We start from the raw sequence: 22860 nt of genomic DNA on the forward strand, positions 1-22860 counted from the left end.
ACTAGGTCAGGACCGCTGAGATCATCTTCAGGGCACCTTCAGAGCTGTCAGCATGCCGTCCACCGCAGCCTGCCACGGGTACTCCTCCGCACGTGCCCGCGCTGCCTCCCGCGAACCGCTTTCCAGCAGGCGCCGGGCGGCCGTCGCGAACGCGGTGGCGTGATCGTCGACGGCCGCGCCGCACGACGGTCGGACGATCTCTTTCAACGCGCTGCTCTGGCTGACGACGACCGGCGTGCCGCTGGCGAGGGCCTCCAGCGCGGCCAGTCCGAACGTCTCGTGCGGGCCGGGGGCGAGGGAGAGGTCGGCGGAGGCGAGCAGCGAGGCGACGTCCAGCCGTGACTTCACGAAGCCGAGGAACGTCACCGGCAGGCCGTTCGCGCGCTTCTCCAGGAACGCGCGGCGCGGGCCGTCACCGGCGATCACCAGCCGGGCCGAGTGACCCTGCTCGTGCAGTTCCGCGAGCGTGTCGACGGAGCGTTCGACGTGCTTCTCCGGCGACAAGCGTCCACAGTGGATGAGCAGGTTCTCCTTGCCCTGCAGGAGATCCCGGCGCAGGTCGGCGGAGTGGCGGTGCGGGGTGAACGTGGCGAGGTCGACGCCGAGCGGCACCTGGGTGACGTTGCGGGCGCCGATGCGGTCGAACTCCTCGCGCGCGAAGGCCGTCGTGCACACCACCGTGTCGTAGGAGGCGGCCATGCGGCGGTTGGCCCAGTCTGCGGCCCGGACTGCCGGGCTTTCCGGCAGCACGAACTGCAACAGTCGGTCGAGACGTTCGTGGGAGATCACGACGTTCGGGATGTCCCGTTCGCCTGCCCACGACCCCATGCCGCGCAACGTCAGCCGGTCCGAGACCTCCAGCCGGTCCGGCCTGAGGTGTTCCATCAACGCCTTGACGCGCCACGGGTCCACGACGCGGTAGCCACCGGTGTACGGGATCTTCAACGCGGGCAGCGTGATGCGCCGGACGCCACCGGGCAGCACCTTGTCCGCGCGGTGGTCGCCGGGCACGACGAGCACCACCTCGTGGCCGGCCTGCACGTAGCCGGTGCCGAGGTGGTGCAACGCCGTGCGCAGGCCGCCCGACTTCGGTCCGTAGAAGTTGGCCAGCTGGACGATCCTCAAGCCGCCGCCTGGTGGGCGAGTCCGATCACCGCGGCGTAGTGGCCCATCAGCTCGTCGCAGATCGCCGGCCAGGTACGGGTGAGCACCGACTTGCGGGCGGCGAGCCCGAACCTCTTGCGCCGCAACGGGTCGCGCAGCAGGTCCACGTACTGCGCGATGTCGTCCTCGAAGAGATACCCGGTCCTCCCGTGCGCGACCAGATCACGCGGACCGCCCACGTTCGGCGCGAGCACGGGCAGTCCGGTCGCGAGCGCCTCCTGCACGGCCTGGCAGAACGTCTCGTGCGGTCCGGTGTGGACGAAGACGTCGAGCGACGCATAGGCCTCGGCGAGCGCCTCGCCGGTGCGGAAACCCAGGAACTGCGCGTTGGGCAGATCTCGTTCGAGCTGCTCGCGGTCGGGCCCGTCGCCGACGATCCGGAGCTTCACGCCGGGCAGGTCGTGGATCTCCTTGAGCCGGTGCACCTGCTTCTCCGGCGCGAGCCGCCCGACGTAGCCCACGGTCAGCTCGTCGTTGTGCCTGGTGCGCGGGCGGAAGAGGTCGATGTCGACGCCACGGCCCCACCGGTGCACGCGCGGCACCCCGTGCCACTCCAGCGCCTCGACCGCCGAACTGGACGGCGCCAGCGTGCGATCGGCCAGCGTGTGCAGGCGTTTCGTCCACCGCCACGCCGCCCGCTTGGTCAGGCCGAGGCCGTAGTTGCCTGCGAACCCGGCGACGTCGGTCTGGTAGACCGCGACGGTCGGCACGTCGATCTTGCGCGCGGCTCTGAGCCCGTACGCGCCCAGCACGAACGGCGACGCGAGGTGCACGACGTCCGGCCGGAAGCCGGCCAGCTCGTGCAGCACCCGCGGGCTCGGGACACCGATGGGCAGGCTGGTCACCATGGGCACGTCGACAGCGGAAACTCTGACGACGGGCGTGCCGTGGTGTTCGTCGGCGCCGGCACCGGGCGCGACCACCAGAGCCTGGTGGCCGCCACGCCGCAGGTGCTCCAGCACGCGGAGAACGGAGTTGGTCACCCCGTTCACCTGAGGCAGGAAGCTCTCGGTCACGATCGCTACGCGCACAGATGACACCCTGGGGTGCCAGCATGAAGTCCACGTGACACGCAATTTGACGCGGTCAGAACACCTCACGTCGTGGCCAGGTGATCGTCGTTTCGTCATCTCCGCGTCGGCTACCGGTCACCAGACGCGGTGAAACTAGGCCAGCATGACCGTCTTGTCGTCCCGTCCCGCGCACCCGGCCGACCCCGGACTGGTGTCGATAGCGCTGGAAGTGGCCGGTCGCCTGGCGAACGACGCCTCGGACGTCATCATGGCCACCGCCGGCCGCGGCGTGCGTCCCGACTCCGACGAGTCGCCCTTCGACTGGGTGACCGACACCGACCGCACCCTGGAACGCCATACCCGCCGAGTCCTGACCGCGGAGTTCCCGTCGATCCCGGTCTTCTGCGAGAACTCCGACGTGGACGTACCAGGCGACTCCGAGTTCCGCTGGGTCGTGGACCCCGTGGACGGCACCGCGAACTACACGGCGGGAATGCCCTGGTGCGCCTACAGCCTCGCCCTGGTGGACCGCTGGGGCCCCGTCGTCGGCGTCGTGGCCGACCCGTACCGCTCCCAGATCTACGCCGCCGCCCGAGGCCGCGGCATGCGCGCGAACGGCACACCGATCCGCCTCGCCGAACGCCAGGGCGACTCCCTGGTGGTGTGCACCGAGATGACGCGCACCGGCCCGTGGCCAGGCATGGGCGAGTTCATCTCAACGGCCGCGATCGCCGGCACGGGCGTCCGCGTCCTCGGCTCGAAGTGCCTGGCCGTGGCCCAGGTGGCGCTGGGCCACGTCGCCGCCGCCGTGCTGCACGGCTACCACGAGTGGGACGTGGCCGGGGCGGTGTCGCTGGCTGTCGAGTCCGGTGCGGTGGTCCTGGACAGGCGCGGCGAGGGCGCTCAGCTGCCTGTCGACGGACTGCTCGTGGCCGCACCCGATGCCGCCGACGAGGTGCTGGGCTGGTGGCAGTCGGCGCTTCAGGTGGACAGCTGAGGCAGCTGCTTCTCGAGCATCTCGAGGTGGGTGCGCGCGTCGTCCAGCTCCGGGTGGTCGAACATCTGCAGCGCGACCCTGCCGACCTCGTTCTCGAACTGCTTGAAGTCGTGCGCGGCCTTGAGGAGCCGCTGGTAGACGGGGTGCTGCTGGTCGACCGCGCCCAGCGCCCTGCCCAGCTGCGCGATGCCGCGGACGTCGTCGAGCTCCTTGGTCAGCTGCTCGCTGATCCGCAGCAGCCAGTCCTTCGCCGCCGACGCCGGCACGGTCTGCACGGCCGCGGAGACCCGGCGCGCCGACTCCGCGCAGCGTTCGACCTGCTCGGACCACATGTCGTAGGGCTGCTGGGGAGCCATCGGGAAGAACGGCATCGCTTGACGGGGCCGGTTGATCGAACGCCGGATCAGGCCGATGACCAGGCCGACCAGGGAACCTGGGAGTCCGCCCAGGATCAGACCGGAGATGATGATCACCGCAATGGTCATGGCGGCCGGATCGGTGCTCTTCGCGGCGGCGGTCGCGCCGATTGTCATGAGGGCACCCATGAGCACGAAACCGACCGCGGATCCCCAGAGCACTGAACGCAGGACGACACCCATGACTGATGATCGTGCCACTTTCACGGAGTGTTAGCGGTCAGGCGTCGAAGTCGACCGTCACGCACTCGCTCGTCGGCAGCGCCTGGCAGGTCAGCACGAACCCGGCCGCCACCTCGGCCTCGTCGAGCGCGTAGTTGCGCCGCATCTCGACCGAGCCCTCCGTGACCAGCGCCCGGCACGTGCCGCACACCCCGCCCTTGCACGCGAAGGGCAGGTCGGCGCGCACCCGCTGGGCCGCGTCCAGGATCGGCTCGTCCGCGGGCAACGGCAGGGTCGTCGACTTGCCGTCCAGCACGACCGTCACGGAGGCGGCGGAGTCCACCACGACCTCGGTGCGGCGCGGTGGGGGTGGGGGCTCGTCGACGTAGAAGAGTTCGTGGTGCACGTGGTCCGCGGGTACGCCGCGGTCGCGCAGCACGGCGGTGGCGTCCTGGACCATCTCGTAGGGCCCGCAGAGCCACCATTCGTCGATGCCGTCGAACGGGACGACGGTGTCGAACAGGGCGGAAAGCTTCGCGGCGTCGAGGCGGCCGGTGAAGAGCTCCACGTCGCGCGGTTCGCGGGACAGGACGTGGATCAGCTGGAACGTGGCCGGGTAGCGGTCCTTCAGGTCGGCCAGTTCGTCGGCGAACATGACGGTGTCGGTGCGGCGGTTGCCGTACAGGAGGGTCACGCGGGCGCCGGTGGCGAGGACCGTCGCGGCGATCGACAGGGCCGGGGTGATGCCGGAGCCTGCCACCACGAAGCCGTGGTGGGTGGCGGTGCCGGTCGGGGTGAACTTGCCCAGCGGGGGCAGGACTTCCACCACGTCGCCGGGGACCACGCGGTCTACCAGCCAGGTGGAGAACTGGCCGCCGTCCACGCGGCGCACGCCGATTCGCGGTGCGGCGCCGGTGGGGGCGCAGATCGAGTACGAGCGGCGTTCGTCGCCCTGGCGCAGGGTCAGGTACTGGCCCGCGGCGAAGGCGAAGTCCTCGGAGAGGTCCGGTGGCACGTCGAAGGTGACGGCCACGGCGTCGTCGCAGAGGCGGTCGACGCGGGCGACCGTCAGCTTGTGGAAGGCGGCTCGGCGCGACAACTCAGATCTCCTTGACGTGCTCGAACGGTTCGGAGCAGGCGTTGCAGCGGCGCAGCGCCTTGCACGCGGTCGAGGAGAACCGCGAGATCTCCGAGGTGTTGGGTGAGCCGCACTGCGGGCAGGCGACCTGACGGGACGGCGGCACCAGGTTCAGCGGCACCGGGCCCGCGACGGACGGGCCGATCCTGGACGGAGGGGCGATGCCCGCCGCCGCCAGCTTCGAGCGGCCCTCCGAGCTGATCCAGTCGGTCGTCCAGGCCGGGGAGAGCGACAGGCGCACCTCGACCTCGGAGTAGCCCGCGGAGATCAACGAACGGCGCAGATCGGCGCCCATCTCGTCGATCGCGGGGCAACCCGAGTAGGTCGGGGTGATCGTGACGACGACGCGACCGTCCTCTTCGGACACGTCGCGGAGCACGCCGAGGTCCGCCAGCGTGAGGACCGGGAGCTCCGGGTCCCGCACGGCCGACGCGATCTCCAGTGCCGTCGTCACCAGACCGCTCCCGGCAGCGAGCGGTGCAGGTGCTGCATCTCGGCGAGCAGATAGCCCATGGCCTCGGTGTGCACGCCGTCACGACCGGCCATGCCCGCGACGCGTGCGGCGCGGGTGTCAGCGGGCCGCGAAAGCCCCGCGGCGGAGAACACCGCCTCCAGTACACCGTCCACTTCGGACTTCAGCGACGCCGGGTCGACCGCGACGCCCGTGAGGCGCGCTTCCACGGCGTGTGTCGCGAAGAGCTCGTCCACGAACGGCCAGACGCGCTCCAGACCGGCCTGCATGCGGCGGTGCGACTCGTCGGTGCCGTCGCCGAGCCGGACCGTCCACTGGGCGGCGTGGTCGCGGTGGTACGCCAGCTCCTTCAGGCCCTTTTCGGCCACGGCGGCCAGCACGGGATCCGCCGAGCCCGCCCGAAGAGGAGAGGGGGCCAGGCGCGAGAACAGAGCGAGCCGCCACGACGAGAACACCAGCAGGCGCGCGATGGTCGTGCCGAAGTCGCCGCCGGGACCGGGGCCGCAGTCGATCTCGGCCAGGTGCACGTTGCGGAACTCGCGTTCGTCGCGCAGGTAGGCAAGGTCGTCTTCCGACTTCCCGAGCACCTCGCCTGCGCGCGTGAGCAGCATGCGGGCCTGACCCAGCAGGTCCAGCGCGATGTTGGCGAGCGCGATGTCCTCCTCCAGCTCCGGAGCGCGCGAGCACCACTCCGAGAGCCGCTGCGAGAAGATCAACGCGTCGTCGCCGAGCATCAGGCAGTACGCGGCGAGATCAGCAGTGTCCACACCCGCCGGGAACTCACGGTTCACGCCGGAGAGAGCCTCGGAGAAACCCGTCCCGAAGGCCCAGTGCGAGTCCTCGTGCCCGAGCAGAGATTCGTAGGCGTTGTCGAAACTCATCACGCTGCCCAATCCCGGGGTGAGGCGTTGTCACTGTGTTTTGCGGGACACCCGCACCTGGGTTTCATAGGTGCGGCACGTCCTCGGGAATCGAGTAGAACGTCGGGTGCCGGTAGACCTTGTCGCCCGCCGGCGAGAAGAACGGGTCCTTCTCGTCCGGCGACGAGGCCGTGATCGCGGCCGCGGGCACCACCCAGATCGACACGCCCTCGTTGCGGCGCGTGTAGACGTCACGGGCGTTGCGCAGCGCCATTTCCGCGTCCGGCGCGTGCAGCGAACCGACGTGCACGTGGTTCAGGCCGCGCTTGCCCCGCACGAACACTTCCCACAGCGGCCAAGACGTGCTCACGCGGCACCTTCCTTCAGAGCCTGCTTCTCCGCATGTACCGAGGCAGCCTCACGAACCCACGCGCCGTCCTCGTGGGCCTTGCGGCGATGGGCGATGCGCTGCTCGTTGCAGACGCCGCCGCCCTTCACGACCTGCCAGAACTCGTCCCAGTCCGGCGAGCCGAAGTCGTACTGCCCGCGTTCTTCGTTCCACTTGAGCTCGGGGTCGGGGAACGTCACGCCGAGCGCCTCGGCCTGCGGCACGCTCATGTTCACGAACTTCTGCCGCAGCTCGTCGTTGGTGTCGCGCTTGATCCGCCACGCCATCGACTGCTCGGTGTTCGTGGACTCGGAGTCCGGTGGGCCGAACATCATCAGCGCCGGCCACCACCACCGGTTCACCGCGTCCTGCACCATGTCCTTTTGCTGCTGGGTGCCGCGCATCATCGTCATGAGCAGCTCGTAGCCCTGACGCTGGTGGAACGACTCTTCCTTGCAGATGCGGATCATGGCGCGTGCGTACGGCCCGTAGGACGTGCGGCACAACGGCACCTGGTTGCAGATCGCAGCGCCGTCGACCAGCCAGCCGATCACACCGACGTCGGCGAACGTCAGCGTCGGGTAGTTGAAGATCGAGGAGTACTTCTGGCGCCCCTCGATGAGCTTGAGCGTCAGGTCCTCGCGGTCGGCGCCGAGCGTCTCGGTCGCCGAGTACAGGTACAGGCCGTGGCCTGCCTCGTCCTGCACCTTCGCCAGCAGGATCGCCTTGCGCCGCAGCGAGGGCGCGCGCGAGATCCAGTTGCCCTCCGGCTGCATGCCGATGATCTCGGAGTGGGCGTGCTGGGCGATCTGCCTGATCAGGGTCTTGCGGTAGCCGTCGGGCATCCAGTCGCGCGGCTCGATGCGCGCGTCGGCCTGCACGGTGCGCTCGAAGCGCAGCTCCAGGTCATCCGCCATGCACCGATGTTACACCTGTGTGCCGAATCTGCGTAGAACTGTCACAACCACCGCGATGACGATCCAGACGGCCACGAGGAAGGACCCGACGGGCAACAGGCTGAGGACGGCGGTGCGGCCTGCCACACGCGCCAGTTCCGGGTTCGTCTGGTCGTACTCGACCCGCACGTTGTCGCCGACGTTGAGACCCGACGGGTACAGCACACCCTGCGACGGGATGAACACACGACCGTCCGGTGTGGCGTAGCGCACAACCGTCCTGTTGAAAGCGACGGAGTCGACCTGCGCGACCGCCTGCCCCATGTGCCGCTCGATGGCCACATCGTCCCGCCAGCAGGCGATGGGCAGCAGCACGCACACGAGCGTGACCACCCCGCCGACGACGAGCAGAACACGACAGACCGCACGGCGGACGCGTACGCCGAGCGGCGGCTTGGTCACTGCGTCCTCCACCACAACTGAGAAGTCTAGAGCCGGGCGGATGCCGCGCTTTCAGGTTGAGGTCCATACAGTCAAAGCGTGACCTCAGCACCGACATCGCGAGCACGGCAGCGAATCCGCGTCCGGTCGAGGCGGGACACCGCCGGTGACCTGCTCGGACTGCTGCCGGACCCGGAGCACGCGCTCGCCTGGGTGCGCGATGGTTCCGGCCTGGTCGGCTGGGGCGAGGCCGCACGGCTGGAGGTCAGCGGTCCAGACCGGTTCGCGCAGGCCGACAAGTGGTGGCGGGAGTTCTGCGCGCACCTGGACGTCGACGACGAACTGGGCGTGCCGGGCAGCGGCCCCGTGGCGTTCATCTCGATGGCGTTCGCCGACTCACCGGGCGACTCGGTGCTGATCGTCCCCGAGGTCGTGGTCGGCCGTCGCAACGGCCACCAGTGGATCACCACGATCGGCGCCGGCGACACCGATCCCGAGATCGCTCCCCTGTCCCGCCCGTCGACCGTCCGGTACGCGAACGGCCAGCTGCCGGTCACGCAGTACCGGGAGGCCGTCCGCGAGGCCGTGGCGCGCATGCGGGGCGGCGAGCTGGACAAGGTCGTCCTCGCACACGACCTGGTGGCCGTGACGGACAAGCGCCTCGACCAGCGGTTCGTGCTGCAGGGCCTGGCGCGGCGGTATCCGGAGTGCTGGGCGTACGCGGTGGACGGCCTGGTGGGAGCCACGCCGGAACTGCTGCTGCGCCGGACCGGGGCGGTCGTCGACTCGCGGGTGCTGGCCGGGACGACCTGGCCGCACGACGGCGTTTCGGACGAGGAGCTCGCGTCCGCGTTGATGTCGTCGGAGAAGAACCTCGAAGAGCACGACTACGCGATCACCTCGCTCGCGGAGACATTGCGGCCCTTCTGCACAACGATGTCAGTCGAGGGACCTTCGGTGCTGCGGCTGCCCAACGTGTCGCACCTGTCCAGCGACGTGATCGGCACCCTCGAGTCGTCGGTGTCGTTGCTGCACCTCGGCTCGGCGGTGCATCCCACGGCTGCGGTCGGTGGGACGCCACGGCTGGACGCCACTACGTTGATCGGCCAGCTCGAAGGCATGGACCGCGGGCGGTACGCGGGGCCCGTCGGGTGGATCGACGGGAACGGCGACGGTGAGCTCGGGATCGCGTTGCGGTGTGCGCAGATCAGCGGGCCGACGGCGCGGTTGTTCGCCGGGTGCGGGCTCGTTGCGGATTCCGACCCGGACATCGAGGTGCAGGAAGCGCACGCCAAGATGCGGCCGATGCGGGAGGCGTTGGAAGGCCTCTAGCACCGCGCGTTGCCGAGAACGTGCACATTTCCCGTCGACTCGAAGGACTGAACCGTGCCCGACCGGCCTGAGATCGTCTGCATCTGCGGTTCTACCCGGTTCGAGGAAGAGATGCGTGCGGCGAACCGTGATCTGACCTTCGCGGGTGTCATCGTCGTCGCACCAGGTGTCTTCCTGCGCGCCGAGAATCACGGAGCAGGCGAGTTGATCACCGACGAGCAGAAGGCCGCGCTGCACGCCCTCCACCTCCGCAAGATCGACCTGGCTGACCGGGTTCTGGTCGTCAACCCCGGCGGGTACATCGGCGAGTCCACGAGCAGGGAGATCACCTACGCCCAGGCCACCGGCAAGCCGATCTCGTTCACCGATCCTGTCTGACGAGCAGCCGCACCGGGGCCGCGACGTCGAGCGCCGCTTCACCAAGCTCAAGCAGGTGCGGACTCGCAATCCGATCGGACAAGACCGCCCGCCACCACCACCCCGGTCAACGCCTCGCCGCCACACTCCAGCGGGTCCAGACCTTGAGCAACACTGCCCCAACCGTGCGGGCGCCCACACGCTGACGCAGGGGTCCCCCTGAGCTGGGAACCCCTGCGTCATAACGTACTCAGCGGGTTCCGAGCCTCACCACGCACGACTCGGCATCACGCGCCGCTGCCCGCTGTGGCGTCTGCAAGTACTACCAACCCAACATCAACAGGCCGGTAACTACACCCAACCTGTTCGGCAAGCACCGAACAGGTTGGGTGTAGTTACCGGCGATTCGATCAGAAGTTGGTGGTACTTGCAGACGCCTCAAGGCCAACAGGGCGGACACGTGCGATGTGTCCGCCCTGGTCACGAGTAGGTCACTGAATCGGCAGAACCCAACGTACTCAGCCGGTCTGACAGTCCGGGGACCGTCCGTCCGGGGTCTACTTGTGCGCGTCCAGCAGCTCGTGCGTCAGCTGGATCTTGGCGCGGGACTTCGGCTCAGCCGCCTTGGCCTGCGCCGAGTCGACGGACAGCGACTTGGCCGCCACGTCCGCGGTGCGGCCGGGCGCCTGAGCCGGCTTGCCCTTGGTGAAGAGCCACGTCTGGAACAGCTGGTCGAGCTGCTGCCCCGAGACCCGCTCCGCCAGCGCGATGAACTCCTCGATGGTGGCGTCGGAGTACTTCTTCTCCGCGGTCCACGTCTTCAGGATCTCGAAGAACTTCGCGTCGCCGACGGCCACGCGCAGGGCGTGGGCCGCGAGTGCGCCGCGGTCGTAGACGGCGCCGTCGAACACCGCGCTGGAACCGGGGTCGCCGGGCAGGACGTTCCAGAACGGGCTGTCTGCCGGGTACTGGTCGTAGGTGAAGTCGGCGTTCTCCTGGGCCGTGCCCTCACCGATGTGCTCGGACCACAGGAACTCCATGTAGGAGGCGAAGCCCTCGTTCAGCCAGATGTCACGCCAGTGGTGGACCGACACCGAGTCGCCGAACCACTGGTGGCCCAGTTCGTGGGCGATCACGTAGGTGTTGGCGCCGCGGCGGAAGAACGCCGTGTCGTAGTTCGGGCGCGTCTGGTTCTCCAGCGCGTAGCCGAGGCCCGGCGTGGCGACGCCGCCCTGCGCCTCGAACGGGTAGGGGCCGACGTTCTCGGACAGGAACTCGATGACCTCGGGCGTGCGCTCGATGCTGGCCTTCGCGGCGTCGGCGTTCTCACCGAGGCGCTCGGAGTACGCGGTGACGTACGGCTGGCCCGACGGGGTCGTCGACTGACGGATCTCGAACTGGCCGATCGTCAGGAACGTCAGGTACGTCGCCTGCGGCTTGGTGCTGCGCCAGTTCCAGCGGGTCCAGCCGTTGATCTGGCGGGTCTGGCCGACGAAGGTGCCGTTCGAGATCACCTCGACGCCGTTCGGGACGGCGACGTTGACGTCGAAGGTGGCCTTGTCGGTCGGGTGGTCGTTGGACGGGAACCACCAGGAGGCGATCTCCGGCTCACCGATGGCCAGGGCGCCGTCGGGAGTCTTGGTCCACGCCGTGAAACCGTTGCGGTCCTTCACGGTCGACGGGGTGTCGGCGTAGGTGACGACGATGGTCAGGTCCTGGCCCTTGCGCACGCCACCGCGCGGCGTGAGGATCAGTTCACCGTCGTCCGACACGAAGGAAGACGGCACGTTGTTCACCCTGACCGACTTCACCTTGAGCAGGAAGTCCAGGTTGAACTGGGTGAGGTCCTCGGTGGCCTTGGCGAGGATCGTCGTGGTGCCGGACAGCTGGTCGCCGGTCGGGTTGTAGTTGAGCCTGATGTCGTAGTGGGAGACGTCGTATCCGCCGTTGCCGTACTTCGGGAAGTACGGGTCACCGGCGCCGGGTGCTCCGGGAGACGCCGCGAGCGCCGTGCCCGCGAAAAGGGTCATGGCGGCCGCGGACGCGACCGCGGCCGTCGCCTTGGATCTGATCGACATGCGCGGGACGCTATCCACCCCGCCGAGGTGGGAACCACCGACTTACGTAGGTTTCCTACCTGCTGAAAATGATTGACACCGTCGACTTGAGACGTTGGTGCAGCGCGCGCAGTTCGGCTCGTTTTGCCTGCACTTCCACCACTCGGAGGCCTTTCGGCTGCGCAAGTGCGCTACGGAACTCCTCCTGACCGTCCACTGTGGAGTGTGGAATTCGGTAGCCCGCGCACAAAGCGGTCAGATCAGTCCCGTGCGGAGTGCCGAATATCCTTTCGAAACTTCCGCCGTACTCCGGTGCGCCTTGTTCCAGCAACGAAAAGATCCCGCCGCCGTCGTCGTTGAGCACGACGATCGTGAGGTCCGGCCGGTGGTCGGCCAGCAGGCCGTTGATGTCGTGCAGGAACGTCAGGTCGCCCATCAGCGCGTATGAAGGACCCTGATGGTTCACGGCGAGACCGACGGCGGTGGACACGCTGCCGTCGATACCCGCCGCACCGCGGTTGGCGTGCACGGTGATGTCCGGGCGGCGCTCACCCACGAAGTCGACGTCGCGGATCGGGTTCGACGAGCCCACGAACAGCAACGATCCCGCTGGCATCGCCTGGGTGAGGTCACGCGCGACGTGCAGGCCGGTCGGCCACGGCTCGGCGTCCAGCAGGTCGTCGACGGCCGCGCTGACGTTCTTCACCGCGCTCTGCCACGCCTGTGTCCACTCGCCGTCGACCGAGGCGGGCTCCGGGAGCCAGGTCGACGCGCGGGTGGCGGTGAACTGCACGTCCGCCCACAGCGCCTGGTCACCGACGGCGTGCACGATCGGCGCGTTCCTCAACAGCGTCAGCTGGCCGCGCGACAGGGTCACCCGGCCGACGACGAGCACCGCGTCCGGCTGGAGGTGCTCCGGCAGACCGGCGTTGAGCAGCAACGAGCCGTGCCGCAGCCCTCCGGGCGCGGTCGGTTCGGCGATCACCGGCCAGCCGAGCTCCGACGCCCTGCGCAGCCGCTCAGGACGGTCGTCGCCGAGCAGCACCAGCGTGCGCGGCGGCAGGTCCGACGGCCTGGTCTCCACGGTGAACGTGCGGTCCGTCGCGGTCCACGGCGCGCGATCGGCGGACGGCCACGAGGAGTCGTCCGGGGTGAGTGGCGGCCGAAACGGCACGTTGACGTGCGTCGGGCCGTAGGTGGCGATCGCGCGGCAGATCAACGAGCGCGTGGTCGGCTCGTCGGCGCCCTCCGGCATGTGCAGGGTGGGGATGCCGAGGACGTCGTGCTGGTTGATCGTCTGGCTCGCGCCGGCGCGGTAGAGGTCGACCGGCCGGTCCGCGGTCAGCGCGATCAACGGCACACCGGTCAGCTGCGCCTCGATCACGGCGGGGTGCAGGTTCGCCACGGCCGTGCCGCTCGTGCAGGTGACGACGGCCGGTGTGCCCGTCTTCGCCAGTCCGAGCGCGAGGAACGCCGCCGAGCGCTCGTCGATCCGCACATGCAGCGTGAGCAGGCCTTTCTGCTCGGCCTGATGCAGTGCGAACGACAGCGGGGCGTTGCGCGAACCGGGGCACAGCACGGCGTGGCGCACACCGTTGCTGACCAGTTCGTCGACGATCACCCTCGCCTGCGCCGTGGACGGATTCATGCGCCTAGAGTCTCAGACCGTGGCAGATCAGGAGCTCTTCGACCCGTCGCTGTGGAAGTCCGTCGAGGGCTTCGACTTCACCGACATCACGTATCACCGCGCGATCGACCACGGCACGGTCCGCATCGCGTTCAACCGCCCGGAGGTGCGCAACGCGTTCCGGCCGCACACCGTCGACGAGCTGTACCGCGCGCTCGACCACGCGCGGATGTCGTCCGACGTCGGCTGCGTGCTGCTGACCGGCAACGGCCCCAGCCCCAAGGACGGCGTCTGGGCCTTCTGCAGTGGCGGTGACCAGCGGATTCGCGGACGCAGCGGCTACCAGTACGCGTCCGGCGAGACCGCCGACACGGTGGACCCGGCTCGCGCGGGCCGGCTGCACATCCTGGAGTGCCAGCGCCTGATCAGGTTCATGCCGAAGGTCGTCATCGCGGTCGTGAACGGCTGGGCCGCAGGCGGTGGCCACAGCCTGCACGTGGTGTGCGATCTCACGCTCGCGAGCGAGGAGCACGCGAAGTTCAAGCAGACCGACGCGGACGTCGGCTCGTTCGACGGCGGCTACGGCTCGGCGTACCTCGCCCGGCAGGTCGGTCAGAAGTTCGCGCGCGAGATCTTCTTCCTCGGCCGCACGTACTCCGCCGAGGACATGCACAAGATGGGCGCGGTCAACGCCGTCGTGCCGCACGCCGAACTCGAGAACACGGCGCTGCAGTGGGCCCGCGAGATCAACGGGAAGTCGCCGACCGCCCAGCGGATGCTCAAGTACGCGTTCAATCTGATCGATGACGGTTTGGTGGGACAGCAGCTGTTCGCCGGTGAGACGACCCGGCTCGCGTACATGACCGACGAGGCCGTCGAGGGCCGGGACGCCTTCCTGGAGAAGCGCGACCCCGACTGGTCGAGCTACCCGTACTACTTCTGAGCAGCTGAAATGCTCGACGAACTGCGCGCAGCGCTCACCGGCGGCGACCCCCTGGTCGACGGCCCGCTCGACGGCTGGGAGAAGCGGGCAGTGCTCGGCGTGCCCACCTCCGGGTCGACGGGTGAGCCCAAGACCGTGCTGCTCGACGCCGAGGCGCTGACGACGTCGGCCCAGGCCACCCACGAGCGGCTCGGCGGGCCCGGCACGTGGCTGCTGGCGCTGCCCACGGGCCACATCGCCGGCATCCAGGTGCTGGTGCGGTCGATCGTCGCCGGCACGACGCCCGGTGTGCTCGACATGTCGAAGGGCTTCCGCGCGATGGGGTTCGCACAGGACGCACGGCCGGTGCTGGCCCAGCCGGGACGCCACTACACGGCGCTGGTGCCGACGCAGCTCTCCCGGCTCCTCGTGGGCGAAGGGCCGGGACTGTGGACGTTGCGGCAGTTCGACGGGGTGCTGATCGGCGGGGCCGCCACCCCGCCGAAACTCCTCCAGCAGGCGCGCGCGCTCGGGGTTCAGGTCGTCACCACGTACGGCATGAGCGAAACGGCCGGTGGGTGTGTGTACGACGGCGAACCGCTGCGCGACGTCCGGGTGCGCACCGACGACGTGATCGAGATCAGCGGACCGGTGCTGGCGCTCGGATATCGGGGCAGCCCGGAACCGTTCGGCGAGTGGTTCCGCACCGGCGATCTCGGGCGGCTGCGCGACGGGCGGCTGGAGGTCCTCGGACGCGCTGACGACGTGATCGTCACGGGCGGCGAGAAGGTGCCGCCGGTGCTGGTGGAACGGGCTCTGTCGACCGTTGAGGGCGTGCTGGAGGCGTGTGTCGTCGGCGTGCCGGACGACGAGTGGGGCCAGGTCGTGGCCGCGGTCGTCGTCGCGCGGGGCGACGAGCCGTCGCTCGACGAGCTGAAGACCGCGGTCCTGGAGGCCGTGGGCCGGGCCGCCGTGCCGAAGCTGGTGCGCTTCGTGTCGGAACTGCCCCTGCGCGGACCGGGAAAGGTCGACCGAACGGCCGTCGCCGACTCTTTTAGGTGAACCTTTACCGCTGAGGACGACTCTCCCCGCGAAGCGCGCGGACCCAGCCGTGCGCGCTAGCGATGGGGGTTTCTCATGCGCTACCTGTTACCGCTGGTCGTCGGCGCCACGGTGGTGGTCGGACTGGTGTCCCCTGCCCAGGCAGCCGGCGACGAGTGGTCCGCCGACCTCAACTACAAGTTCGTCTCGTGGGGCGGTTCCCCGCGGATGGGCCTGATCGAGCTGGAACCGCACAGACTCGCTCAGCCCGCCAACACGGTCACGGCGGCGGTGACCGGCGATGGGGTCGTGGACGTGCGCGGCCTGCGCCCGGACGGTCAGTGGACCGAGTGGCTGGAAGCGCCGGCCACGTTGCCCGTGACCACCTCCACCGTCCAGACGCGGGTTGTTCTCAGCAGTGGCAAGGCCTCGCGCGTGAAGCTGAAGGCTTCCAGTACGCCGGCCGCTTCGGAAGACGTTTCCGTTGCTGCTGCTGGACGTTCGTACCGCGTCTACGCGACGCGTGAGGGCCTCGTCGGCGGCTCGACGGCGAACGGTCACACGATCCGTTCGCGCGACCACTTCGTCGCGCTGCCGTCGCGGCGTGGCTTGGCGCCCAACAACTCCGGCACCTACAGCGTGCAGATCTGCGCGTCGAACGGCCGCTGCGAGTGGGCGCCGGTGTGGGACGTCGGCCCGTGGAACACCAAGGACGACTACTGGAACCCGTCCACCACGCGGGAGATGTGGAAGGACCTGCCGCAGGGCAAGCCGGAGGCACAAGCCGCCTACCAGGACAACTACCACGGCGGCAAAGACCAGTTCGGGCGTGAGGTCGCGAACCCCGCTGGCATCGACCTGGCCGACGGCACGTTCTGGGACGGGCTGAAGCTGGAGACGAACTCCTGGGTCACCGTGACGTACCTGTGGACCGGCTCCGGTCCTGTCGGGACGGTCCGCACGTCCGCGGCGAACGGCACGGTGAACGTCCGCAGCGGCGCGGACTCCGACACGGCGCAGGTGGGTCTGGCCGCGAACCACGCCCAGGTCAGGGTCACCTGCCAGCTGACGGGTGAGTCGGTGACGGGCACGCAGGGCACGTCGAACATCTGGTACCGCATCGCGTCCGGCAAGCACATCGCCAAGGCCTACGTGGCGGGCGTCTCCGGCGCGACTAGCTGCTGATACACCCGTTGGCGGGTCCTCGGTAGCCATAGCGGAGGATGGAGGCATGGCCTCAGTCGTCCAGTGGATCCAGGGGACCCGCCCGCGCACCCTGCCGAACTCGATCGCGCCCGTGATCGTGGGAGCGGCGGCGGCACACCACATCGACGAGTTCAACGCGCTCTACACGGTGCTGGCGCTCGTGGTCTCGGTGGCGCTGCAGATCGGCGTGAACTACGCCAACGACTACTCCGACGGCATCCGCGGCACCGACGACAACCGCGTGGGACCGTTCCGCCTCACCGGTTCCGGTGCCGCCGAGCCGACGAAGGTGCGGCTGGCGGCGTTCGTCTCGCTCGGCGTCGGCGCGTTGGCCGGCATCGCGCTGGTTGCGCTGTCCGGGCACTGGTGGATGATCGCGTTCGGCGCCGTGTGCATTGCCGGGGCGTGGTTCTACACCGGCGGCAAGCGCCCGTACGGCTACGCGGGGCTCGGCGAGATCGCGGTGTTCCTGTTCTTCGGACCGGCCGCGGTGCTGGGCACGCTGTACGTGCAGACCGGTGAGATCACCGGGATCGGCATCGGCGCGTCCATCGCGATGGGGTCGATCTCCGCCGCCGTGCTGGTGGCGAACAACCTGCGGGACATCCCGACGGACGCGGTGTCGGGCAAGCGAACCCTGGCCGTCGTGCTGGGAGACAAGGACACCCGCAGGCTGTACCTCGCGCTGACGGCTGTGCCGTTCCTGATCGCGCTCGGGATGACCGTGCGGGTGCCCTACGCGTTGCTCGGGTTCCTCGCGGCGCCGGTGCTGCTGCCCGCCGTGCGCCGGGTCGCGGCCGGGCGTGGTGGCCGCGACCTGATCCCGGTGCTGCAGTTCACCGGCTTCGCGATGCTGGCCTGGGCGCTGCTCGTCAGTGCGGGGCTGTTCCTCGACTGACGGGCTTCACCAGGCGTCCTCGGTGAACTGGGTCGGCTCGTCCTCGTCGCGCCGGGCGGGCCTGCGCGGAGGCGGCGGAGGTGCCGTCTCCCCCTTGATCAGCTCGTCGAGCGTCGCGCGGTCGGCTTCGAGTGCCTGCCGCACAAGGGGATCGTGGCCCGCCTCGCCGGTGAGGACCTGACGCCAGCTGAGCCCCGCACCGCGCGCGATGCGGTCGGCCAGCTGGCGCATCGCCGGTGACGCGTCGCTCGACCTGGCGAACTGCATCACCCTGCGAATGTCCTCAGTGGACGGTTCCTTGCCCCGGACGCTCTGCTGGGCGGACCGCATCGCGCGGTCCGCCTCGGCGACCGCGTTCGTCAGGAAGTCCTCTGCCGCGAGGATGTCCGGTGTCCGCCAGGCCGTCATCACCACTTGTCCTCCGCGAAGATGTCGGGGTCGTTCTCGTCGCCGTCGTCACCCCGGCCTCTGCGCGGACCCTGCGCGTTCATGATCTCGTCGACCGTCATGCCCTCCTGCAGCATCTGGAACGCCTGCTTCATCTTCTTGACGTTCTCCTGCTGCATGGCCTGCACGTCGGGATCCTCGGCAGCCTTGCCGGAGACGACGTCCTCCCACGTGAACTCGCCGGCGTCGACCTTGCGCTTCAACGCTTTCAGCTGCTCCGGCGCGTCCCGCTCCTGCGCGGCCCGCTCGACCTGCTGCGCGATCGCCTTGAAGTCGACGGGCGGGATCGGCGGCAACGGCGTGTCCTTGAGCCGGTTCGCGAGGTCCTGCGCCTCCTTGAAGCGGGCGTCGACCTGCGCCTCCGCCGCACGCAGCTCCGGCGACTTCCAGCTGTCGTTGGGGATGGTCATCAGTTCTCGCTCCCGAAAAGACCTCGCCGGATCGTCCGGACCTCGTCGCGGACGTCGCTCAGCTCGGTGCGCGCGACGACCGCACGCCACTGCCGGAAGTCCACCTCTGTCAGTCCGAGCTGCCGCGCCACCTCGTAGTTCTCGCCGAGGAAGTGCAGGACCGCCTGGTCGCCCTGAATACCGATGATCTCGAACTCCGCGCCGCGGTACGTGGCGAGCTTGCGCAGGTACGCGAGCTCCTCCACCGCGGCGTCGGGAACCTCCAGCACGCCTTCGGTGAAGTCCTCCGGCACCGGCTGACCGGCGAGCGGGTGCAGCGTCAGGACACCGGGCCGCGGGCCGAAGTCGACGTCGAAGCCCTGGCCGCGGTAGGACGCGACCAGTCCACGTCGGACGGTCGGCCGCAGCGCGACCGGTGCCTGCCAGTACCTTCCGGGCCCGAAGCCGACGTCACCGATCGGGTACCAGCCGATCTGACGGTTGATGTACTTGCCCACGGCCTTGCCCTCACCGTTGGGCTCGAACCGCCACAGCTCGGTGCCCGCGGGCAGCTCGGTGAGCTCCATGACGTACTCGGGGATCGGCTGGGCGCTGGGCGTGTACCCGGTGCCGGTGAACGGCACGGGGTAGACGCGGGTCGTGCCCATCTTCTGCGCGCCCTCGAGCGTGGGGCCGCCGAAGCTGGTGTCGAAGAGCGCCGTGGTGTGGGCCAGGAACCGCAGCACGTACTGCGACCCCTTCGGCCAGCCCTCGACCTTGTCCACACCGAACGCCTCGGCGAACTGGTCGGCGGTGCCCTGCGGAAAGTCCTGACCGCGCGTCACGAACCCGGCGGTGCGGTGCGGTTCGAACCGGCCGGGAACCACGACGTTGCCCAGGTGGAGCTGCGCGACCGCGGGGTGCACGATCTTCTGCAGGATCGTCTCCGGCCCGATGCCGGCCGCCTTCTGCACGGCCTGTGGGGTGCTCATCCCGGGTTCTTCTCCTTCCACCGCGCCAGGTAGTCGGTGCGGTCGACCTGCACGTCCTCGAGCTCGTCCGGGTCGAGGATCTTGTGGAAGCCGTTGTACGGATCGCCTTCCAGCCCGTTGTCCTCAGCCCAGACCTGCGACGGCCCGACATAGTCGGCGCCCATCGTGCCGTCGCGGTTCGGATGCACGATGAACGGCTGGCCACGCCACTTCGCCGTCATCTCGTCGCGGTACCAGGCGTCGAGCTCCGCGATCGGCACCTGCTTGAGGCGCAGCTCCTCGCGGTGCTCGAAGCCCTCGTCGGTCGCGTAGGTCTCACCGGGGATCTTGACGATCCAGATCCTGCCCTGGTCGACCGTGCCCGCGAAGTAGATCTCGCCCTGGTACTCGACTACTTCACGGGTGTACTGGACCACGACGCCTCATCCTCCTTGAGCTGGTACCAGCCGAGCCCCTTCTCGTAGACGGCGTGCAGGCGTTCCTTGCCGTCCCGGACCTCCCAGATCTCCGCGCGGTCCGGCAGATCGGCGGGCTTGGCGACCCACTCCGGCACACCACCACCGGTGGACCCGGTACCGGTGAACGGATCCCGTCCGCGCTTCGGCTCGGCGGCACCACCGGCGTCGGCCATCTGCTTGGCGGCCGCGTCGTAGTGGGCCTTCTCCTGCGGGCTTTGGTACTCGCGGTGCTCCTGGCCGGGAGTCGGCGGCTGGCTGAAGTCGCGATCGGACTTCTCCGGACCACCGTAGGGGATGGTCGCGGTCCGGGCCTGGTCGTCGGTCATGTGGTACCGCAACTGCATCGCGGAGTCGGCCTTGTCCTTGATCGGAGTCCAGCCCTCGCCCTTGTCGTCCAGCGCCAGGCCTTCCCGCAGGCCCATCGGCTTGTTGATGTCGTGCACGTCCTCGGCCCTGGCGATGCTTCCCGCCACCGTCCCCTGCCGGCGTGCCGCCTCCGACATGGGGTCCTCGTGGGTCTTGAGGTAGCCGTCGACGGCGTTCTGGTGCAGCACCTTGGTGACGAGGTCGCCGGAGCCCACCTTGATCTGGTTGCGGACCTCGGCCACGTGCTGGGCCTCGCTCGGGCTCAGCTCGGTGGACAGCTTCTTGCTCAGCTCGACGTACCGCTCGCGCTCGGCCTCCGTCGGCAGGATCTGCTCGAGCTGGTGCTTGTAGCCGTCGCCGGACGCCGCCATGGCCGCGTGGTCGAAGGCAGGCGTGAGGTCGTGGCCCTTCGGCGAACGAGGCGCGTCGTCACCACCGCCGCCGTTGCCGCCATTGCCGTCTTCGTTGTTGCCGTGGCCGCCGGACGCGTTGGTGTCGTGCTTCGGGTCCGTGTCGTGCTCGGTGGGGTGGTCGGACGGGGTCGTGTCCGGGTGGTCGTCGTGCGGCTTGGTGCCGTCAGCGTCGCTGGTGTCGGTGTCGTGGGTCTTGTCGTCGTGCGCCTTGTGGTCCGCGTCGTGGGGCTTGCCGTCGCCGTCGTGCGGCTTGGGGCCGGAGTCGTGCTGAGTCGGGTCGTGTGGCGTCGAGCCGCCTGAACCGTTGGGCGTCGGGTGATCCGTGCCCGTGCTCGGACTCGGATGTCCAGGAGGCGACGGCAGGCCGCCACCGTTGCTCGGGCTCTCGTGTCCAGGAGGCGACGGGAGGCCACCGCCAGAACTCGGCGTCGGGTGTCCGGGCGGGGTCGGGAGGCCGCCGCCGGTGCCCGACGGCGCAGGTGCCGTCGCCGTGCCCGAGCTGGCGCTCGGATGACCGGGAGGAGTGGGCAGGCCGCCAGAACCACCCGGCGTCGGGTGGGTGCCCGAGCTGCCTGAGCCGGGGGTGGGGTGCGAGCCGCCCGTACCCGACGTTGAGTGGGTGCCGCCCGTGCCCGGCGTCGGGTGCGAGCCCGTGCCGGACGGCGGCGTGGGCAGACCGCCTGGGCGGGAGCCCTGCTGGCCGGGAGGCGTCGGGAGGCCGGTGTGGCCGGGAGGCGACGGGAGGCCGCTGCTCGGTGGCTTGGCCTGGCCGGAGGGCGTGCCGGAGCCGTTGGTGGGCCAGGCCGAGCCCGCGGACGAGCCCGGCCGCGAACCGGAGCTGCGGCTGGAGTCGCCACCGCCGCCCCCTGCCATCGGGGGTGCGCCCATCGGCATCGCTCCGCCGACCGGGGTCGGCTGGTGCGATGGTGGGGCGGCCGTCGGGGCCGCGCCTGCCGCGTGCGTGGTGTCGAGGCGGGGTGGGGTGGAGGCCCCCGGTGCGCCGTGGCCGCCGGTCGGCACGCCACCGGTCGGCACGCCGCCGTGGCCACCACTCGGGACACCACCCGTGGGCACGCCGCCAGAGCCACCCGAACCCGAACCGAGCGTCGGCGGTGCGGACACCGTGGAGCCGCCGGCCGTCGCGGCGTGGGTCGCGGGCGCGTCGGGGCCGCCGTGCACGGTCGGAGCCGCGGAGACCGGGGCGCCGCCGGGGGCAACGGCGGTGACGGCGGCCGGTTTGGTGCCGTCGGCGCCGCCTGGCGGGGTGTAGACCTCGCGGACGTGGGAGCCGATGTCGTGGCCGCGGTCCGCGATCTCGGTGGCCGAGTCCTTGATGGACGTCATGTCGTCGTGAATGTCGTTGACCGCGTTGCGGACGTCGCGGCCCGCCTCCGCCACCTCCTGGGTGGCGTTCATGGCCTCGGCGAGCGTGTCGGCGTCCTTCAGCTTGCCGATGGCCGAGAAGACGCGGCCCACGGCGTCGAACAGGGCCTTCACGTCGGAGATGAGCTTCTGGACCGTGTCGATGATGTCCATGACGCGGCGGTAGATCTGGTACGCGTTCCAGACCATCTCGGCGGCCTTGATCCAGCCGGCGAGGGGGATCCAGACGGTGGCCGCGGCCTCGAGCAGCTTGTTGACCAGGTAGTCGAGCAGCCGCGCGGCCTGCTTGCCGAGGGCTTCCGCACCGGAGGCGACGGTGTCGAAGCCCTTGGCGATGAGCTGGGCGACGCCCATCTCGGCGAACAGGGCAGCTTTCCAGCCCAGCGCGATGTAGCGCTCGTGGGCTTTGGCCGCGTCGCCGTCCCAGTGCTCGCGCACCTTGCCGACGGCGTCGGTGAGGTTGTACGAGACGTCGTTCATCGCGTTGCCGACCATGCGCCACGCGTCGCCGTCGGCACGGATCTTGGTCCAGTCACCGGTGATCGGCGTGATGATCGTGGCGACGAGCGACTCGCCGGTCACGGCCTCGAAGACCCAGTTGACCGCCTGGACGCCCCAGCCCTGGTCGGCCAGGACGTCGTTCAGCGAGGCTCTGTCGATCTCGGGCTGCTTCAGCGACGCCGCGACCGGGCGCGGGTCGTGGTACGCGGTCGTCACTTCAGGATCCCCTCGAAGATCGTCATCTGGGCCCTGTCGACGGCCTCGTAGACCTGAGCCGTCGCGTCCACCGCGGAAGCCGAGCCCTCGAGCTTGGACTTGCCGAAGTCGAGCGTCTCGTCGAACAGCGCGCGCACGAGGTCCACGCCCGGCTGCAGCAACGTCAGCAGGCCCGTGAAGCCCGCCTTGTCGCACGCCGTCGCGTGGACGTACTTGCGGATCGTGTCGAACTCCTGCGCTTCGGTGCGCAGATATTCGGCGTACGCGCGCAGCTCGGCGGCGTTGGTGGACAGCGACGACACTTGGTC

At 69.6% G+C, this 22860-nt stretch carries 24 protein-coding genes; 7 read left to right on the plus strand and 17 right to left on the minus strand.

Translation table 11 applies throughout. The annotated features are described in order from the left end of the window. Positions 1 to 27 precede the first annotated feature (27 nt). A complete protein-coding gene (locus JOD27_RS24630; RefSeq protein WP_204764650.1) occupies positions 28 to 1125 on the minus strand; it encodes a glycosyltransferase in 1098 nt (365 codons plus the stop codon). Then, positions 1122 to 2195 carry a glycosyltransferase family 4 protein gene (locus JOD27_RS24635; RefSeq protein ID WP_204764651.1) on the minus strand — a complete coding sequence of 358 codons (1074 nt, stop codon included), beginning with the start codon at positions 2193 to 2195 and terminating at the stop codon, positions 1122 to 1124. The genes JOD27_RS24630 and JOD27_RS24635 overlap by 4 nt, the downstream gene beginning before the upstream one ends. Positions 2196 to 2340: 145 nt before the next feature. On the opposite strand from JOD27_RS24635, the gene JOD27_RS24640 reads away from it, so the two are divergent. After that, a complete protein-coding gene (locus tag JOD27_RS24640; RefSeq protein WP_204764652.1) occupies positions 2341 to 3174 on the plus strand; it encodes an inositol monophosphatase family protein in 834 nt (277 codons plus the stop codon). Here the strand turns inward: JOD27_RS24640 and JOD27_RS24645 are convergent. The 7 genes from JOD27_RS24645 to JOD27_RS24675 all read right to left on the minus strand — a co-directional run bounded on the left by JOD27_RS24645 (position 3159) and on the right by JOD27_RS24675 (position 7968). Then, entirely contained in the window at positions 3159 to 3707 is a 549-nt protein-coding gene (locus JOD27_RS24645; protein WP_204764653.1) for a hypothetical protein, read from the minus strand. The two genes, JOD27_RS24640 and JOD27_RS24645, sit on opposite strands and share 16 nt — an antisense overlap. Before the next feature lie 103 nt (positions 3708 to 3810). Then, on the minus strand, positions 3811 to 4851 hold the full coding sequence (gene paaE, locus JOD27_RS24650) for a 1,2-phenylacetyl-CoA epoxidase subunit PaaE (RefSeq protein WP_204764654.1): 1041 nt from the start codon (positions 4849 to 4851) through the stop codon (positions 3811 to 3813). Position 4852: 1 nt separating this feature from the next. Next, complete coding sequence (gene paaD / locus JOD27_RS24655) at positions 4853 to 5344, minus strand: 1,2-phenylacetyl-CoA epoxidase subunit PaaD (RefSeq protein ID WP_204764655.1); 492 nt, start codon at positions 5342 to 5344, stop codon at positions 4853 to 4855. Next, positions 5341 to 6243 (minus strand): 1,2-phenylacetyl-CoA epoxidase subunit PaaC, encoded by a 903-nt coding sequence (gene paaC / locus JOD27_RS24660; protein WP_204764656.1) that lies wholly within the window; start codon positions 6241 to 6243, stop codon positions 5341 to 5343. Before paaC ends, paaD begins: the two co-directional genes overlap by 4 nt. A 64-nt stretch (positions 6244 to 6307) precedes the next feature. Then, positions 6308 to 6592: a 1,2-phenylacetyl-CoA epoxidase subunit PaaB gene (paaB, locus tag JOD27_RS24665; RefSeq protein ID WP_204764657.1), complete on the minus strand. Its 285-nt coding sequence runs from the start codon at positions 6590 to 6592 to the stop codon at positions 6308 to 6310. Beyond that, the gene (paaA, locus tag JOD27_RS24670; protein ID WP_204764658.1) at positions 6589 to 7527 is read right to left on the minus strand and encodes a 1,2-phenylacetyl-CoA epoxidase subunit PaaA; all 939 of its coding nucleotides are present in this window, start codon (positions 7525 to 7527) and stop codon (positions 6589 to 6591) included. The genes paaB and paaA overlap by 4 nt, the downstream gene beginning before the upstream one ends. A 9-nt stretch (positions 7528 to 7536) precedes the next feature. After that, positions 7537 to 7968 carry a DUF3592 domain-containing protein gene (locus tag JOD27_RS24675; protein WP_307830307.1) on the minus strand — a complete coding sequence of 144 codons (432 nt, stop codon included), beginning with the start codon at positions 7966 to 7968 and terminating at the stop codon, positions 7537 to 7539. Between the two features lie 78 nt (positions 7969 to 8046). Here JOD27_RS24675 and JOD27_RS24680 point away from each other — a divergent pair, with 78 nt between their 5' ends. Both JOD27_RS24680 and JOD27_RS24685 read left to right on the plus strand, forming a co-directional pair. Continuing rightward, the gene (locus JOD27_RS24680; RefSeq protein WP_204764659.1) at positions 8047 to 9279 is read left to right on the plus strand and encodes an isochorismate synthase; all 1233 of its coding nucleotides are present in this window, start codon (positions 8047 to 8049) and stop codon (positions 9277 to 9279) included. A gap of 54 nt (positions 9280 to 9333) precedes the next feature. After that, positions 9334 to 9657 carry a hypothetical protein gene (locus JOD27_RS24685; RefSeq protein WP_204764660.1) on the plus strand — a complete coding sequence of 108 codons (324 nt, stop codon included), beginning with the start codon at positions 9334 to 9336 and terminating at the stop codon, positions 9655 to 9657. Between the two features lie 536 nt (positions 9658 to 10193). Here the strand turns inward: JOD27_RS24685 and JOD27_RS24690 are convergent. Both JOD27_RS24690 and menD read right to left on the minus strand, forming a co-directional pair. Then, a complete protein-coding gene (locus JOD27_RS24690; RefSeq protein ID WP_204764661.1) occupies positions 10194 to 11714 on the minus strand; it encodes a M1 family metallopeptidase in 1521 nt (506 codons plus the stop codon). A gap of 55 nt (positions 11715 to 11769) precedes the next feature. Further along, a complete protein-coding gene (menD, locus tag JOD27_RS24695; protein ID WP_204764662.1) occupies positions 11770 to 13341 on the minus strand; it encodes a 2-succinyl-5-enolpyruvyl-6-hydroxy-3-cyclohexene-1-carboxylic-acid synthase in 1572 nt (523 codons plus the stop codon). Here menD and JOD27_RS24700 point away from each other — a divergent pair. From JOD27_RS24700 to JOD27_RS24715, 4 genes are all read left to right on the plus strand, one after another. Beyond that, a complete protein-coding gene (locus JOD27_RS24700; protein ID WP_204764663.1) occupies positions 13340 to 14263 on the plus strand; it encodes a 1,4-dihydroxy-2-naphthoyl-CoA synthase in 924 nt (307 codons plus the stop codon). The genes menD and JOD27_RS24700 overlap by 2 nt on opposite strands. Before the next feature lie 9 nt (positions 14264 to 14272). Continuing rightward, positions 14273 to 15304 carry an o-succinylbenzoate--CoA ligase gene (menE, locus tag JOD27_RS24705; RefSeq protein WP_204764664.1) on the plus strand — a complete coding sequence of 344 codons (1032 nt, stop codon included), beginning with the start codon at positions 14273 to 14275 and terminating at the stop codon, positions 15302 to 15304. 75 nt (positions 15305 to 15379) lie between these two features. After that, on the plus strand, positions 15380 to 16468 hold the full coding sequence (locus JOD27_RS24710; protein ID WP_204764665.1) for a DUF8814 domain-containing protein: 1089 nt from the start codon (positions 15380 to 15382) through the stop codon (positions 16466 to 16468). Between the two features lie 46 nt (positions 16469 to 16514). After that, positions 16515 to 17387 carry a 1,4-dihydroxy-2-naphthoate polyprenyltransferase gene (locus tag JOD27_RS24715; protein ID WP_204764666.1) on the plus strand — a complete coding sequence of 291 codons (873 nt, stop codon included), beginning with the start codon at positions 16515 to 16517 and terminating at the stop codon, positions 17385 to 17387. A gap of 6 nt (positions 17388 to 17393) precedes the next feature. Here JOD27_RS24715 and JOD27_RS24720 read toward each other — a convergent pair whose 3' ends face one another. Genes JOD27_RS24720 through JOD27_RS24745 form a run of 6 tightly spaced genes read right to left on the minus strand, consistent with a single transcriptional unit; the run spans position 17394 to position 22854 of the window. Then, positions 17394 to 17795 carry a hypothetical protein gene (locus JOD27_RS24720; RefSeq protein WP_204764667.1) on the minus strand — a complete coding sequence of 134 codons (402 nt, stop codon included), beginning with the start codon at positions 17793 to 17795 and terminating at the stop codon, positions 17394 to 17396. Then, the gene (locus JOD27_RS24725) at positions 17795 to 18244 is read right to left on the minus strand and encodes a hypothetical protein (RefSeq protein ID WP_204764668.1); all 450 of its coding nucleotides are present in this window, start codon (positions 18242 to 18244) and stop codon (positions 17795 to 17797) included. Before JOD27_RS24725 ends, JOD27_RS24720 begins: the two co-directional genes overlap by 1 nt. Continuing rightward, positions 18244 to 19215 carry a hypothetical protein gene (locus tag JOD27_RS24730; RefSeq protein WP_204764669.1) on the minus strand — a complete coding sequence of 324 codons (972 nt, stop codon included), beginning with the start codon at positions 19213 to 19215 and terminating at the stop codon, positions 18244 to 18246. The genes JOD27_RS24725 and JOD27_RS24730 overlap by 1 nt, the downstream gene beginning before the upstream one ends. Then, entirely contained in the window at positions 19212 to 19631 is a 420-nt protein-coding gene (locus JOD27_RS24735; RefSeq protein WP_204764670.1) for a hypothetical protein, read from the minus strand. The genes JOD27_RS24730 and JOD27_RS24735 overlap by 4 nt, the downstream gene beginning before the upstream one ends. After that, on the minus strand, positions 19607 to 22552 hold the full coding sequence (locus tag JOD27_RS24740; RefSeq protein ID WP_204764671.1) for a methyl-accepting chemotaxis protein: 2946 nt from the start codon (positions 22550 to 22552) through the stop codon (positions 19607 to 19609). The genes JOD27_RS24735 and JOD27_RS24740 overlap by 25 nt, the downstream gene beginning before the upstream one ends. Next, complete coding sequence (locus tag JOD27_RS24745) at positions 22549 to 22854, minus strand: hypothetical protein (protein ID WP_204764672.1); 306 nt, start codon at positions 22852 to 22854, stop codon at positions 22549 to 22551. The genes JOD27_RS24740 and JOD27_RS24745 overlap by 4 nt, the downstream gene beginning before the upstream one ends. Positions 22855 to 22860: the final 6 nt, after the last annotated feature.

Source organism: Lentzea nigeriaca, assembly GCF_016907955.1.
Taxonomy (GTDB): Bacteria; Actinomycetota; Actinomycetes; order Mycobacteriales; family Pseudonocardiaceae; genus Lentzea; species Lentzea nigeriaca.

Bases quoted from the DNA above. Each gene is read 5' to 3' on its own strand.
- JOD27_RS24640 (WP_204764652.1), top strand. From the start codon at position 2,341: ATGACCGTCTTGTCGTCCCGTCCCGCGCACCCGGCCGACCCCGGACTG.
- JOD27_RS24645 (WP_204764653.1), bottom strand. From the start codon at position 3,707: ATGACAATCGGCGCGACCGCCGCCGCGAAGAGCACCGATCCGGCCGCC.
- paaC (WP_204764656.1), bottom strand. From the start codon at position 6,243: ATGAGTTTCGACAACGCCTACGAATCTCTGCTCGGGCACGAGGACTCG.
- paaA (WP_204764658.1), bottom strand. From the start codon at position 7,527: ATGGCGGATGACCTGGAGCTGCGCTTCGAGCGCACCGTGCAGGCCGAC.
- JOD27_RS24690 (WP_204764661.1), bottom strand. From the start codon at position 11,714: ATGTCGATCAGATCCAAGGCGACGGCCGCGGTCGCGTCCGCGGCCGCC.
- JOD27_RS24700 (WP_204764663.1), top strand. From the start codon at position 13,340: ATGCGCCTAGAGTCTCAGACCGTGGCAGATCAGGAGCTCTTCGACCCG.
- menD (WP_204764662.1), bottom strand. From the start codon at position 13,341: ATGAATCCGTCCACGGCGCAGGCGAGGGTGATCGTCGACGAACTGGTC.
- menE (WP_204764664.1), top strand. From the start codon at position 14,273: ATGCTCGACGAACTGCGCGCAGCGCTCACCGGCGGCGACCCCCTGGTC.
- JOD27_RS24710 (WP_204764665.1), top strand. From the start codon at position 15,380: ATGCGCTACCTGTTACCGCTGGTCGTCGGCGCCACGGTGGTGGTCGGA.
- JOD27_RS24715 (WP_204764666.1), top strand. From the start codon at position 16,515: ATGGCCTCAGTCGTCCAGTGGATCCAGGGGACCCGCCCGCGCACCCTG.
- JOD27_RS24720 (WP_204764667.1), bottom strand. From the start codon at position 17,795: ATGACGGCCTGGCGGACACCGGACATCCTCGCGGCAGAGGACTTCCTG.
- JOD27_RS24725 (WP_204764668.1), bottom strand. From the start codon at position 18,244: ATGACCATCCCCAACGACAGCTGGAAGTCGCCGGAGCTGCGTGCGGCG.
- JOD27_RS24730 (WP_204764669.1), bottom strand. From the start codon at position 19,215: ATGAGCACCCCACAGGCCGTGCAGAAGGCGGCCGGCATCGGGCCGGAG.